The organism is Streptomyces sp. ActVer, from assembly GCF_027270795.1.
Classification (GTDB): Bacteria; Actinomycetota; Actinomycetes; order Streptomycetales; family Streptomycetaceae; genus Streptomyces; species Streptomyces umbrinus_A.
Genome location: NZ_JAPWHT010000047.1, coordinates 1 through 13,945, shown reverse-complemented (window position 1 = coordinate 13,945; position 13,945 = coordinate 1). Strand labels below are relative to the sequence as shown.

Sequence of the window (13,945 nt, the reverse complement as noted above, 5' to 3'; positions counted from 1 at the left end):
ATTTTCCATGACAGACGCACTGAAGCGCCTCTCCGAGGAAGGCGTCGCGATCTGGCTGGACGACCTGTCGCGCAAGCGGATCACGTCCGGCAACCTCGCCGAACTGATCGACCAGCAGCACGTCGTGGGCGTCACCACCAACCCGTCGATCTTCCAGAAGGCGATCAGCAGCGGTGACGGTTACGAGCAGCAGCTCAGTGACCTCGCCGCCCGCAAGGTCACCGTCGAAGAGGCCATCCGCATGATCACGACGGCGGACGTCCGTGACGCCGCCGACATCCTGCGGCCGGTCTACGACTCCACGCAGGGCCAGGACGGCCGGGTCTCCATCGAGGTCGACCCGCGCCTGGCGCACAACACCCGGGCGACCGTCGCCGAGGCCAAGCAGCTGGCCTGGCTCGTCGACCGTCCCAACACGCTCATCAAGATCCCGGCGACCAGGGCGGGCCTGCCCGCGATCACCGAGACGATCGGCCGGGGCATCAGCGTCAACGTCACGCTGATCTTCTCGCTGGAGCGCTACCGCGAGGTCATGGACGCCTACCTCGCGGGCCTGGAGAAGGCCAAGGCCGCCGGGATCGACCTGGCCGGCATCCACTCGGTGGCGTCGTTCTTCGTGTCCCGCGTGGACACCGAGATCGACAAGCGGCTGGACGCCCTCGGCACCCCCGAGGCGAAGGCCGCCCGCGGCAAGGCGGGTCTCGCCAACGCGCGACTGGCCTACGAGGCGTACGAGGAGGTCTTCTCCTCGGACCGCTGGGCCGCCCTCGACAAGGCGCAGGCCAACAAGCAGCGTCCGCTGTGGGCCTCGACCGGCGTCAAGGACAAGGCCTACAAGGACACCCTGTACGTCGACGACCTGGTCGCGCCGAACACGGTGAACACCATGCCGGAGGCGACCCTGGTCGCCGCCGAGGACCACGGCAGGATCACCGGCAACACGATCGCCGGTACGTACGAGCAGTCCCGTGCCGAGCTCGACGCGGTCGAGAAGCTCGGGATCTCGTACGACGACGTGGTCCAGCTCCTGGAGGACGAGGGCGTCGAGAAGTTCGAGGCGTCCTGGAACGACCTGCTCAAGTCGACCGAGGCAGAGCTCGAGCGCCTCGCCCCCTCGGAGGGCTGAAATCTTGTCAAGCAGCAATCCGCTGCGTGACCCGGCGGACCGACGGCTCCCGCGTATCGCGGGGCCGTCGGGCCTCGTCATCTTCGGGGTCACGGGCGATTTGTCCCGTAAAAAGTTGATGCCTGCTGTTTATGACCTTGCCAACCGCGGTCTGCTGCCCCCGGGCTTCTCGCTCGTCGGCTTCGCCCGCCGTGAATGGCAGAACGAGGACTTCGCCCAGGAGGTCCACGACTCCGTCAAGGAGCACGCTCGTACGCCGTTCCGCGAGGAGGTCTGGCAGCAGCTCATCCAGGGGATGCGCTTCGTCCAGGGCACCTTCGACGACGACGACTCGTTCGAGCGGCTGCGCGAGACGATCGGCGAGCTGGACAAGGCGCAGGGGACGGGTGGCAACTTCGCCTTCTATCTCTCCGTGCCGCCGGGCGCCTTCCCGGTGGTCATCCGGCAGCTGAAGAAGCACGGTCTCGCGGACCAGTCGAGCGGTTCCTGGCGGCGCGCGGTCATCGAGAAGCCCTTCGGCCACGACCTCAAGTCGGCCGAGGATCTCAACACGACCGTCGAGGAGGTCTTCGCCCCGGACCAGGTCTTCCGTATCGACCACTACCTGGGCAAGGAGACCGTCCAGAACATCCTGGCGCTGCGCTTCGCCAACCAGATGTTCGAGCCGATCTGGAACCGGTCCTTCGTGGACCACGTACAGATCACGATGGCCGAGGACATCGGCATCGGCGGCCGTGCCGGCTACTACGACGGCATCGGCGCAGCCCGTGACGTCATCCAGAACCACCTGCTCCAGCTGATGGCCCTCACCGCCATGGAGGAGCCCTCCTCCTTCGACGCGGACGCGCTCGCCGCCGAGAAGACCAAGGTCCTCGGCGCGGTGAAGCTGCCCCGGGACCTGGGCGAGAACACGGTCCGCGGGCAGTACGCCGAGGGCTGGCAGGGCGGCGAGAAGGCCGTCGGCTACCTCCAGGAAGACGGCATCGACCCCAAGTCGAAGACCGACACGTACGCCGCGATCAAGGTGGAGGTGGACAACCGCCGCTGGGCGGGCGTCCCGTTCTACCTCCGTACGGGCAAGCGCCTGGGCCGCCGTGTCACCGAGATCGCGGTCGTGTTCCAGCGCGCCCCGCACTCCCCCTTCGACCACACGGCGACGGAGGAGCTGGGCCAGAACGCGATCGTCATCCGCGTCCAGCCCGACGAGGGCATCACGGTCCGCTTCGGCTCCAAGGTCCCCGGCACCTCCATGGAGATCCGGGACGTCTCGATGGACTTCGCGTACGGCGAGTCCTTCACGGAGTCGAGCCCGGAGGCGTACGAGCGTCTGATCCTGGACGTTCTCCTGGGCGACTCGAACCTCTTCCCGCGCACCGAGGAGGTCGAGCTGTCCTGGAAGATCCTCGACCCGATCGAGGAGTACTGGGACAAGCACGGCAAGCCGGCGCAGTACCCGTCCGGAACGTGGGGGCCCGTCGAGGCGGACGAAATGCTCAAGCGAGACGGACGGAGCTGGCGTCGCCCATGAAGATAGATCTCACGGACACCACGGCCAGCAAGATCAACAAGGCGCTGGTGAAGGGCCGCCGGGCCATCGGCACCCCCGCCGTCGGCATGGTCCTCACCCTCGTCATCGTCACCGACGAGGAGAACGCGTACGACGCCCTGCGCGCCGCCAACGACGCCTCGCGCGAGCACCCCTCGCGCACGCTCGTGGTGATCAAGCGTGTCTCGCGCTCGCCCCGCGACCGCACGAAGTCGCGTCTGGACGCCGAGGTGCGGGTCGGCGCGGACGCGGGCACCGGCGAGACGGTCGTCCTGCGGCTGTACGGCGAGGTCTCCGACCACGCCCAGTCCGTCGTCCTGCCGCTGCTGCTGCCGGACGCGCCGGTGGTGGTCTGGTGGTCGGTGGACGCCCCGCGCGATCCGGCGGGCGACCCGCTGGGCGCCCTGGGCCAGCGCCGCGTCACCGACAGCTACGCGGCCGAGAAGCCCGTCCACGAGCTGCGCTCCCGGGCCGAGAGCTACGAGCCGGGCGACACCGATCTGGCCTGGGCCCGGATCACCCCGTGGCGCTCGATGCTGGCCGCCGCCCTGGACCAGATCGACTGCGAGGTCGTCTCCGTCGAGGTGGCGGGCGAGGAGTCCAACCCGAGCGTCGAACTGCTCGCCATGTGGCTCGCCGACCGCCTCCACGTGCACGTCCGGCGGGCCGTCTCCGCGGGACCCGGCCTGACCCAGGTGCGGCTGGAGACGACCGGCGGACCCATCACGCTGCACCGGTCGGACGGAGCGATGGCCACACTGGCGCTGCCCGGCCAGCCGGACCGCGCGGTGGCTCTCAAGCGTCGTGAGACGTCCGAGCTGCTCGCGGAGGAGCTGCGCAGGCTCGACCCGGACGACACGTACGCGTCCGCGCTGCGGTTCGGGGTGGACCGGCTGGGCGGGATCCCGTCGGCCACGCAGCGGGCCGAGGCGTCCGCCCGCGGCCCGGAGTCCCTGCCGGTCCGGCAGAAGGTGCCGGACCCGGACCCGGCGCCGTCGGCCAAGACCTCCGAGCCGGCTCTGCCCGCTTCCCCGGCGGGTGACAGCGACGCCGGCCGTCCGACTCCGGCGCAGATGCCCCCGGTCAAGAAGGCGGACTCGCCATGACTACTCCCCAGCTGGTGGTTCACCGGGACAAGGAACTGATGGCCCAGGCCGCCGCGGCCCGGCTCATCACGAAGGTCGTGGACGCCCAGGCCTCGCGCGGTTACGCCTCGGTCGTGCTGACCGGTGGCCGTAACGGCAACGGGCTCCTCGCGGCGCTCGCGGCCGCACCCGCCCGGGACGCCATCGACTGGGGCCGGCTCGAACTGTGGTGGGGCGACGAGCGGTTCCTCCCCGAGGGTGACCCGGAGCGCAATGTCACCCAGGCCCGTGGGGCGCTGCTCGACTCGGTGCCGCTGGATCCGAAGCGCGTGCATGCCATGCCCGCGTCGGACGGGCCCCACGGCAAGGACGCGGACGCGGCGGCGGAGGCCTACGCGGCCGAACTCGCCGAGGCCGCCGGGCCGGAGAACCACGGTCCGGTTCCGTCCTTCGACGTGCTGATGCTCGGCGTCGGTCCGGACACGCATGTGGCGTCGCTCTTCCCCGAGCTGCCTGCGGTGCGTGAGACGGAGCGCACGGTGGTGGGGGTGCACGGGGCTCCCAAGCCGCCGCCGACCCGGGTCACGCTCACGCTGCCCGCGATCCGGGCTGCGCGGGAGGTGTGGTTGCTGGCGGCGGGTGAGGACAAGGCGCAGGCGGCTCAGATCGCCCTGTCCGGCGCGGGAGAAATCCAGGCGCCGGCGGCGGGGGCGTACGGCCGCCGCCGCACTCTGTGGCTACTGGACGCGGCAGCGGCGTCCCAGCTGCCACGCTCGCTGTATCCACAGGCTTCACCCTGACGGGTGGGGGGTAGGGGCGGCGGGGGTGACAAAAGGCCCCCGCCGGCCCGGAGGTCACTTCACGGACCCCGCCATCACCCCCTGCACAAAGTGCTTCTGGAAGGCGAAGAAGACCACCACCGGCACCACCAGGGACAGGAACGCCCCGGGCGCGAGCACGTCGATGTTGCTGCCGAACTGCCGGATCTGCGACTGGAGTTCGACGGTCAACGGCTGTGAGGAACTGTCGGCGAAGAGCAACGCGACAAGCATGTCGTTCCAGACCCACAGGAACTGGAAGATGGCGAGACTGGCGATGGCCGGCCGCCCCACCGGCAGCACGAGCCGCGTGAAGATCCGCCACTCCCCGCCCCCGTCCATGCGCGCCGCCTCCAGCATCTCCTTCGGCATCTCGGCGAAGTAGTTCCTCAGCAGGAAGATCGCGAACGGCAGCCCGTAGGAGACGTGGAACAGCACGACTCCGGGTATCGTGCCGAACAGCCCCAGCTGCCCGAAGAGTTTGGCCACCGGCAGCAGCCCTATCTGCACGGGCACCACCAACAGCGCGACCACCAGCAGGAAGAGGGGATCCCGCCCGGGGAAGTCCAGCCAGGCGAAGGCGTACCCGGCGAGCGCGGCGATCACGACGACGAGGAACGTCGCCGGCACCGAGATCAGCACGGTGTTCCAGAACGCCTGTGTCATCCCCGAATTGCCCAGCAGCGCCGAGTAGTTGTCGAAGGACAGCCGACCGGGAGAGGCCAGCGCGGTCCACCAGCCACCCGTCGCGGTCTCCTGGGCGGACCGCAGCGAGGACAGGAACAGCCCGGCGAGCGGAGTGAGCCAGACCAGGCCGATCACTACCAGGAACGCCTGCACGAGGCTGCTCGCGAGCCCCCGCCTGATCGCGTTCATCGCTGACTCCCTCGGAAACGGCGGACGTTGAAGACCATGGCGGGAATCACCAGAAGCAGCAGGAGCACCCCTAGCGCGCTGCCCAGGCCCTGGTTGTTGCCGCCGCCGAAGGACACCAGCCACATCTGGGTGGCGAGCACGGTGGCGTCCTCCTGCACCGGCCCCGGCGCGATGATGTAGACGAGGTCGAAGACCTTCATCACGTTGATCACCAGGGTCACGAAGACCACGGTGAGGACGGGCCCGAGCAGCGGCACGGTGATCCGGCGGAAGATCTGCCACTCGTTGGCGCCGTCCATCCGGGCCGCCTCCAGCGCGTCACGCGGCAGGGCGGCGAGCCCGGCCCCGATCAGCACCATGGCGAAGCCGGTCCAGATCCACAGGTACGCGCCGATGATGGCGGGCGTCACGAGCGCGGGACCGAGCCAGGAGATGCCCTCGTACGGCGCGGCGAAGTTCGAGGCGGGCAGCCGCACGGTGTACGAGCCCGGATCGAGGCCCTGGAAGCGGAAGGAGCCGTCGGCCGCGGTGGTGGCGCTCGCGACCGCCGCACCGTCGCGCACGGCCTCGACCTTCATCTCCGGCAGCCCGCTCTCCGTCCTGTCGACCTTGCCCTGTTCCCCTCCCCCGCCACGGGTGAAGTCCAGGTAGACGACACCGCGCAGTTCGTCGGCCGACGCCTTCCCGGTCGTCGCCGGATACGCGGGTCGCGCGCTCCCCGACAGGTCCTCGGCACGTACGCCGACCAGACCGAGGCCGACGGTGTCGCCGGGGGACGCGGTGGCGGTCGTACGGTACGAGCCGTCGGCGGCCTTGGTCAGGCCCTGGCCGTCGCGGGCCCGGGCGGTCGGATACGACGACGCCTTCTTGAACGTGTCGTGCACGGAGACGGCGGCGGCGTTCAGGACGCCCTTCTCGGGATCCTCGTCGTAGGCGAGCCGGAAGATGATGCCCGCGGCGAGGAAGGAGACGGCCATCGGCATGAAGAGCAGGAGCTTGAACGCCGTTGCCCAGCGCACCTTTTCGACCAGGACGGCCAGGACGAGGCCGAGCCCGGTGAGCAGGGTGGGCGCGACGACGACCCAGATGGCCGTGTTCCGGACGGCCTTGAGCGTGGCGGGGTCGCGGAACATCTCGGAGTAGTTGCCGCCGCCCACGAACCGGTCGCCGGAGGCGTCGAAGAAGCTTCGGCCCACGGAGAACAGCACGGGGTAGACGACGAGCGCGCCGAGCAGGAGCAGGGCGGGGAAGACGAACGCGAGGGCGATGACCCTGGCCCGGCGCCGGGCACGGCGTTTACGGTCGTGGTCGGCCGGGGCGGCGGGCGGCGGGCTCGCCTCTTTGAGGAGCGTGGCGGTCACGGCGATCAGCCCTTGTACGCCTTGGCCGCCGCCTGCTCCAGCGCGGCAGCGGTTCCCTTCGGGTCGGACGGGTCGCGCAGGAAGTCCTGGAGGAGCTTCCACTCGCCGGCGCCCTTGGTGCCGCCGAACGCGGCCGGGGCCTGGTCCGACATGTCGAAGCGGACCGAATCCCCGGCGTCCACCAGGGACTTGGCGGTCTCGCGGGTGATGTCGTCGCCGTAGGAGGCGAGGTCGAGCTTCTTGTTCGGGGAGAGGAAGCCGCCGACCTCGGCCCAGACCGCGGAGGCCTCGGGAGTCGCCAGGTACTCCAGGAACGCCATGGCGGCCTTCTGGCTCTTGCCGTCCTTGAGGACGACGGCCGCGTCGCCGCCGCTGACCACGGGTGCCTGGCCGTCGCCGACCGCGGGGAAGGGGAAGAAGTCCGCGTCCTCGCCGATCTTCCTGCCGAACTGGTCCTTGGCGACGCCGGCCACGAAGTCGCCCTCGTAGACCATGCCCGCCGTGGGCTCGGGACCGAAGACCTTCTCGACGGAGCCGGGGAAGTCGGTGTTGAGCGCGCCCTTCTGGCCGCCGGCTATCAGTTCCTTGTCCTTGAAGAGCTTGCCGAGGGTGGTGAGGGCCTCGACCACGGTCGGGTGGGTCCACTTGATCTTGTGGGCGGCCAGGGCGTCGTACTTCTCGGGGCCTGCCTGCGAGAGGTAGACGTTCTCGAACCAGTCGGTGAGGGTCCAGCCGTCCTGTCCCGCGACGGAGAAGGCGGCGAGGCCCGACTCCGAGACGGTCTGCCCGGCCTTCAGCATCGCGTCGTACGTCGTCGGAGTCTTGACGCCCGCCTCGTCGAGGGCGTCGGGGCTGTACCAGACGGTCGACTTGTGGGCGGCCTTGAAGTAGAGGCCGTACAGGGTGCCGTCGACGCTGCCGTAGTTCTTCCACACGCTCGCGTAGTTGCTGCCGACGGACTGCTGGGCGTTCTTGGAGAGCGGCTTGAGCCAGCCCTCCTTCGCGAACTGCTGGAGCACGCCGACCTGCGGGACCATCACCACGTCGGGGGCGTTGCCGCCCTCGATCTTGCTGCCGACGACCGTGGAGACGTTGTCGCCGGTGGAGGTGAACTGGGTCTTGGCGCCGGTCTTCTCGGTGAACGCGTCCAGGACCTTCTGGAAGTTCTTCTGCTCGCTGCCGGACCAGACACCGGCCACGTTGATCGTCTGGCCGCTGAGCGGCTTGTCGCCGCCGCCTGCGGAGACGTCGCCGCCTCCGCAGGCGGTGGCGCCGAGGGACAGCGCGAGGGCTATGCAGCTCGTGAGCAGGGTCGTGCGTCGTCGCATCATCGTTGATGTCCTTCGAAGGCAGGGAAATTGACGGGCAGTCAGCTGAGGTGGGTGGTGCGGGAGTCGGCGGCTCAGGGGTTGGTGCAGTCGCTGATCCACCAGGCGGCCGTCGAGCCGGGCAGGACGCCGGGCGCGCAGGGGCCGCTGGACAACAGGGGGGTGCCGGAGACCGGCGCGGGCGTCGGCGCCGTACCGAAGTTGACGGCGCACACCAGGCCGTCGCCTCGGACGAAGGCGAGGACGCCGGGCTGGGTGTCCAGCCAGCGCAGCGCGCCCTCGCCCAACTGGGGCAGTCCGGACCGCAGTTGGAGTCCGTCCCGGTAGAGGTGCCAGAAGGAGTGGGTGTCGGCGAGGGCACGGTCGGTGGCGTACTCGGCGAAGTAGGCGGGCTGCGGCAGCCACGGCTTGGCGCTCGCGGCGCCCGAGGTGAAGCCGAACGGCGAGGCGTGCCCCGACCACGGCAGCGGCACCCGGCAGCCGTCGCGGATCCGGGCGCGGCTCCCGGTCCGGCGGAAGATCGGGTCGGTGAGCACGTCGTCGGGCAGATCGACGACCTCGGGCAGCCCGAGCTCCTCGCCCTGGTAGATGTACGCGGCTCCGGGCAGCGCCAGCATCAGCAGCGCGGCGGCGCGGGCTCGGGCGGCGCCCAGTCCGCTGCCCTCGGTGCCCAGTTCGCCGTAGCGGGTGACCGTGCGGACCTGGTCGTGGTTGTTGAGGACCCAGGTGACCGTCGAGCCGGTGCCCGCGATGTCCTGCATGGCGTGGGAGATGACCTTGCGGAAGGCGTCCGCGTTCCAGGGCGCGCTGAGCAGGTCGAAGAAGAAGGCCTGGTGCAGCTCGTCGTGGCGTACGTACAGGGCGTGTTCGCGGGCGGTCGGCACGGAGACCTCGCCGACGAGCAGCCGCTCCTGGCCGTCGCGGGCGGTGTACTCCTCGCACACCGACCGCCAGTGCCGCCAGACGTCGTGCACCTCGTGCTGGTTCCAGGCGAGCGGGTTGACCGAGTCGCGGGTGCGGGCGTCGGCCTCGGGGTCGGGCGAGTCCGGCAGCTCGGGGTGCTTGTAGAGACCGGCGGCGACGTCGATGCGGAAGCCGTCGACGCCCCGGTCGAGCCAGAAGCGCAGGGCGTGGTCGAAGTGGGCGCCGACCTCGGGGTTGCGCCAGTTCAGGTCGGGCTGCTCGGTCGTGAACATGTGCAGGTACCACTGGCCGGGGGTGCCGTCCTGCTCGGTGACCCGGCTCCAGGCCGGGCCGCCGAACATGGAGTGCCAGTTGTTGGGCGGTTCGGACCCGTCCGGGCCCCTGCCGTCGGCGAAGTGGAAGCGGGCGCGGGCCTCGCTGCCCGGTGCCGCGGCCAGCGCCTCCCGGAACCACGGGTGCTCCTCCGAGCAGTGGTTCGGGACGATGTCCAGGAGCACCTTGATGCCGAGCCGCCGGGCGTCCGTCATCAGCAGGTCGAACTCGCCGAGGTCGCCGAAGACCGGGTCGACGTCGCAGTAGTCGGCCACGTCGTAGCCGTGGTCGTGCTGCGGCGAGGGGTAGAAGGGGCTCAGCCAGACGCCGTCGACGCCCAGCTTCTTCAGATACGGCAGTCCGGCCCTGACCCCGGCGAGATCGCCGATGCCGTCCCCGGTGCTGTCCAGAAAGCTCCGGACGTAGACCTGGTAGATCACTGCGTCGCGCCACCAGCGGTGCGTGTCGATCGTCACCCGTTGACCTGTCTGTGCGTGCCTCCGGTTATGCATGCATGTTAAGTAGCCGTGTCGCGCAGGTGTCAACGAGTAGGCGGAGAGTCCTCGGAAATTGGGGTTTCATAACAGGATATTTCTATCCAATGAGACCGAAGACGAGACGTGCGCGTTACCTAACAAGTAACTAGGATCCGTCGAGTGCGCCGGAAAGAGGGCTCAGCCCCGGCGGGAGATGTCCGCCAGCTCGCGCGCGAGACGTCGCACCGCGGCCTCGGGCGTCTGGCGCCCGGTCATCGCGTCATGCACCACGGCCTGCACGGCCAGGCTGACCTGGTCGTAACGAGGACTCTTGGGACGCGGCGCGGCCGCCTCGACGCTCGCGCGGAGCGTCGGCAGATACGGGAACCGCCGGATCAGTTCCGGGTCCCGGTAGAGGGCGGCCCGCACGGGCGGCAGGGCGCCCTTGGTGAGGACCTGCCGCTGCACGCGCTCACTCGTCAGGTAGGCGAGGAGGCGCGCGGCGGAGTCGGGGTGGCGGGCATGCGCGCTGACCGCGAGGTTGGAGCCGCCGAGCACACTCGCGCCCGGTCCGTCGGGCCCGGGCAGCGGCACCGCGCCGATCTTCCCGGCGACCGCCGAGCCCTTGGCGGAGGCGCCGACATAGGCGTACGGCCAGTTGCGCAGGAAGAGGAGGCGGCCGTCCTGGAAGGCCTGTTTGGACTCCTCCTCCTTGTACGTCAGCGCCTTCTTCGGGATCCAGCCGTCGCGGACGCCGCGGGCCAGGAAGCCGATGCCCTCGCGGGCCGCCGCCGAGTCGACGGTGACGCGCTCGCCCTCGTCCCCGAGGATCGTGCCGCCCGCCGAGTAGACCGCCTCGGCGGCGTTCACCGTGAGCCCCTCGTAGGGCAGGAACTGGCCCGCGTAGCCGTCGAGCCCGTACTTCGGTGCGATGGTCCGCGCCTGTTTCTCCAGCTCGGCCCAGGTGCGCGGGGGCTCGACGCCCTCCTTGTCGAGGATGTCCTTGCGGTAGAGGAGCAGCCCCGCGTTGGTGACGTACGGGACCGCGTACAGCCGTCCGTCGTACGTCGCCGTGTCCTCGACCTGCGGCAGGAAGCCGTCGAGCGGGAAGCGGTCCCGGGACAGCGGGGAGATCCAGCCGGCGGCGGCGAACTCCGAGGTCCAGGCGACGTCGATGTTCAGGACGTCGAAGCGGCTCCGGTCCCCGCCGCGCAGGTCGGTGGTCATCTGCGCCCGGGTCTCGTCTGCGGAGTCCGGGAGTTCGACGAGGGTGACCTTCTCGCCGGGGTGGGTACGGTTCCAGCCGTCCAGCAGCGGACCCAGATAGCTGGTGAGATCGCCTGCGGTGGCCAGCGTGAGCGGACCCCGGCCGCCGCCGCGCGCTCCGTCGGCCTGCGCGCCCGAGGCGACGTAACCGGTCAGAACCACCGCCGCGACCAGGAGTCCCCTACCCGCGGCATGTATCCACCGCATAGGTTCCTCCTTGGTACTCCGGCTGCCGGGCACCTTCGCCCGGAGTCAGAGGCCATGTATACCTGTTAGGTATGGGCGATACTAGGGCCTGCGGCACATCGGCCCCTCAACACCGGCTGGAGCGCCCCGAAGGCGAACCGAGAGAAAAGGCGGAGGAGAGCACTGGTGCGGCTGCCCCTCCTGGCCCTGCTGGCGCGCGGCCCGGCCCACGGATACGAGCTCAAGCAGGACCTTGAGCAACTGCTGGGCTCCGCGTACCCTCAGCCGAACGTCGGCCAGATCTATGTGACGCTCGGCCGCCTCGAGAAGTCGGGACTGATCGAGGGCGAGGAAGTCGAGCAGTCGAGCCGGCCCAACAAGAAGATCTATCACCTCACCGAAGCCGGGCGTGAGGCGCTGCGCGCCTGGTACGAGGAGACGGCGGACGAGCCGCGCGTGCGGGACGAGTTCTTCATGAAGCTCGCGCTCGCGCCGCAGACCGGACTCGCCGACCAGATCGCCCTGATCAACAAACAGCGGCGCGAGTACCTGAACACCATGCGCAGCCTGTCGAAACTCGCCGCCACCGAGAGCCGGGACAACCGCATCTCCCAGCTGCTCATAGAGGGCGCCATGCTGCATCTGCAGGCCGACCTCGACTGGCTGGAACGCTGCCAGGAGGAATTGGAGGAGCTGGAGTGAGCCGCACCGCTCCTTCGTCGCGCGCCGAGGGCGCTCCCCTGCTGCGCGCCGAGGGCCTGGTCAAGACCCACTACGGCGAGGGCGCCCCCGCGCATGCCGTCCGGGGCGTGGACCTCGCCGTGAAGCAGGGTGAGTTCGTCGCCGTCACGGGTCCCTCGGGCGCCGGGAAGTCGACGCTGCTGCATCTGCTCGGCGGGCTCCAGCGACCGGACTCCGGCAGCATCTGGCTGGACGGCGCGTGCACGGACGAGTACAGCGAGGCCCGCTGGGCGGTCGAGCGCCGGCGCCGCATCGGCATCGTCTTCCAGTTCTTCAACCTGGTCTCGAACCTGTCGGTCGCCGACAACGTCGAGCTGCCCGCCCTGCTCGCCGGCCTCTCCCCCAAGCAGGCGCGCGCCGAGCGTGAGCGGCTCCTCGCCGAGCTGGGCCTGGAGGGCAAGGAGCGCAGCATGCCGGGCGAGCTGTCCGGCGGCGAGCAGCAGCGGGTCGCGCTGGCCCGCGCCCTGGTCAACCACCCGCCCCTGCTGCTGGCCGACGAGCCCGCGGGCAGCCTCGACAGCAAGGGCACCCGCGAGGTGACCCGGCTGCTGTCCCGCTTCCACGAGCGCGGCCAGACCATCGTGCTGGTCACCCATGACGCACGGCTCGCGAGCGCCGCCGACCGGGTGATCAGCTTCTTCGACGGCCGTATCGCCGACGACGCGGAACTGGACACCGCGCCCGCGCGCCGCGGCACGGGGATATCCGGCGTGCTGGAACTGAGGGACTGAGCGCCGTGCGCGAGCCTCTGCCGAAGGACATCTGCCAGGACCTCTCCGCCGTGCGCGGGCCGCGGAACCGGCCCCTCGCGCGCGAGCCGAGGGGCTGAGCCGCCGTGCGGGCCACCCTGCGCTGGGCGCACGCCGATCTGCGCACGCATCGCGGCGAGGCGCTGTTCATCGTGCTCGCCACCACGGGGATCGTCGCCTCGTTGCTGCTGGCCACGGCACTCTTCGGGTACGCGACCAACCCCTGGCAGCGGGTCTTCACCCAGTCGCAGGGCGCGCACGTGTGGATCCGCACCGGCCCCTCGGCCGACGCGCGCGAACTCGCCGAGGTGGACGGCGTCACGTCCGTCGCGGGCCCGTACCCCACCGCCGCGGCCACCGTCGAGTCGCGCGGCACCCGCGCCTCCGTCGAGCTGCGCGGCATCGTCGGCCGGCCCTCGACCGGCCGTCCGCTGCTCGCCTCCGGCCGCTGGCTCGACCCCGCCGCGCCGGACGGTGTGGTGCTGGAGAGCAGCCTGGCCCGGGCGCTGTGGGCCGAGCCCGGGGACACGCTCACCTTGCCCGGCACCGCCCGGACCCTGACCGTCCTGGGCGTCGCCGACAGCGCCGAGCCCCGCTACAGCCCCGGGGAGCGGTCGGGTCTCGTGTGGGCCCTCCCCTCCGCCGTGCGGCAGACGGACGGGCGCGGCGGCCAGGTGACCGGCCTGCGGCTGACCGATCCGGGCGACACGGACTACGCCGTCCAGCGGGCCGTCACCCTGCTCGGCGCCGGTGCGGTCACCGACGTCTCGCACTGGCAGCAGGCGCGGTCGGAGGCACAGGGCGGCAACCGGCTGCTGGGCCAAGTTCTCGGCCTGTTCGGTCTTGGCGCCCTGGTCGCCGCCGCGCTCGCCGTGCACGGTGCGATCGGCACGCGTATCCGAGGTCACCTGCGGGACATCTCGGTCCTGAAGGCGATCGGCTTCACCCCGGGCCAGGTGGTGCGGATCTTCCTGCTCCAGCATGTGGCGTTCGCGCTCCTCGGCGCGGTGCTCGCCACCGTCCTCATCCAGGCTCTGGGCAGCCGGGTACCGGGCCGTCTCGGCGACGCGGCCGGCGCGTGGCAGGGGCTGCCGGGGCACACGGCGGCGCTGCTCGCCGTGCCCGCGGCCGCGGTGCTGTTCACCGCCGCG

The 13,945-nt window shown here is 70.6% G+C and carries 12 protein-coding genes; 7 read left to right on the top strand and 5 right to left on the bottom strand.

Annotated features, from left to right (window positions below; all coding sequences use genetic code 11):
- The first annotated feature begins 7 nt into the window (after positions 1-7).
- From tal to pgl, 4 genes are read left to right on the top strand one after another with little or no spacing between them, the layout of a single operon-like run.
- Entirely contained in the window at positions 8-1,126 is a 1,119-nt protein-coding gene (gene tal, locus O3Q52_RS10750; RefSeq protein WP_269648591.1) for a transaldolase, read from the top strand.
- Between the two features lie 4 nt (positions 1,127-1,130).
- The gene (gene zwf / locus O3Q52_RS10745) at positions 1,131-2,654 is read left to right on the top strand and encodes a glucose-6-phosphate dehydrogenase (RefSeq protein ID WP_269648590.1); all 1,524 of its coding nucleotides are present in this window, start codon (positions 1,131-1,133) and stop codon (positions 2,652-2,654) included.
- Complete coding sequence (opcA, locus tag O3Q52_RS10740) at positions 2,651-3,778, top strand: glucose-6-phosphate dehydrogenase assembly protein OpcA (RefSeq protein WP_269648589.1); 1,128 nt, start codon at positions 2,651-2,653, stop codon at positions 3,776-3,778. The genes zwf and opcA overlap by 4 nt, the downstream gene beginning before the upstream one ends.
- Positions 3,775-4,557: a 6-phosphogluconolactonase gene (pgl, locus tag O3Q52_RS10735; RefSeq protein WP_269648588.1), complete on the top strand. Its 783-nt coding sequence runs from the start codon at positions 3,775-3,777 to the stop codon at positions 4,555-4,557. Before opcA ends, pgl begins: the two co-directional genes overlap by 4 nt.
- A gap of 54 nt (positions 4,558-4,611) precedes the next feature.
- Here the strand turns inward: pgl and O3Q52_RS10730 are convergent, their stop codons facing one another.
- The 5 genes from O3Q52_RS10730 to O3Q52_RS10710 form a co-directional block, all read right to left on the bottom strand.
- Positions 4,612-5,451 carry a carbohydrate ABC transporter permease gene (locus tag O3Q52_RS10730; protein ID WP_269648587.1) on the bottom strand — a complete coding sequence of 280 codons (840 nt, stop codon included), beginning with the start codon at positions 5,449-5,451 and terminating at the stop codon, positions 4,612-4,614.
- Positions 5,448-6,812: a carbohydrate ABC transporter permease gene (locus O3Q52_RS10725; protein ID WP_269648586.1), complete on the bottom strand. Its 1,365-nt coding sequence runs from the start codon at positions 6,810-6,812 to the stop codon at positions 5,448-5,450. Before O3Q52_RS10725 ends, O3Q52_RS10730 begins: the two co-directional genes overlap by 4 nt.
- A gap of 5 nt (positions 6,813-6,817) precedes the next feature.
- Positions 6,818-8,143: an ABC transporter substrate-binding protein gene (locus tag O3Q52_RS10720; RefSeq protein ID WP_269648585.1), complete on the bottom strand. Its 1,326-nt coding sequence runs from the start codon at positions 8,141-8,143 to the stop codon at positions 6,818-6,820.
- 71 nt (positions 8,144-8,214) lie between these two features.
- Positions 8,215-9,888 carry a glycoside hydrolase family 13 protein gene (locus O3Q52_RS10715; protein ID WP_269648584.1) on the bottom strand — a complete coding sequence of 558 codons (1,674 nt, stop codon included), beginning with the start codon at positions 9,886-9,888 and terminating at the stop codon, positions 8,215-8,217.
- Positions 9,889-10,050: 162 nt separating this feature from the next.
- Positions 10,051-11,325: an ABC transporter substrate-binding protein gene (locus tag O3Q52_RS10710; protein WP_269648583.1), complete on the bottom strand. Its 1,275-nt coding sequence runs from the start codon at positions 11,323-11,325 to the stop codon at positions 10,051-10,053.
- Between the two features lie 165 nt (positions 11,326-11,490).
- On the opposite strand from O3Q52_RS10710, the gene O3Q52_RS10705 reads away from it, so the two are divergent.
- The 3 genes from O3Q52_RS10705 to O3Q52_RS10695 all read left to right on the top strand — a co-directional run.
- On the top strand, positions 11,491-12,006 hold the full coding sequence (locus O3Q52_RS10705; RefSeq protein ID WP_269648582.1) for a PadR family transcriptional regulator: 516 nt from the start codon (positions 11,491-11,493) through the stop codon (positions 12,004-12,006).
- The gene (locus O3Q52_RS10700) at positions 12,003-12,776 is read left to right on the top strand and encodes an ABC transporter ATP-binding protein (protein ID WP_269648581.1); all 774 of its coding nucleotides are present in this window, start codon (positions 12,003-12,005) and stop codon (positions 12,774-12,776) included. Before O3Q52_RS10705 ends, O3Q52_RS10700 begins: the two co-directional genes overlap by 4 nt.
- Before the next feature lie 104 nt (positions 12,777-12,880).
- On the top strand, positions 12,881-13,945 hold a 1,065-nt coding region (locus O3Q52_RS10695), incomplete at its 3' end, for an ABC transporter permease (protein ID WP_332112897.1).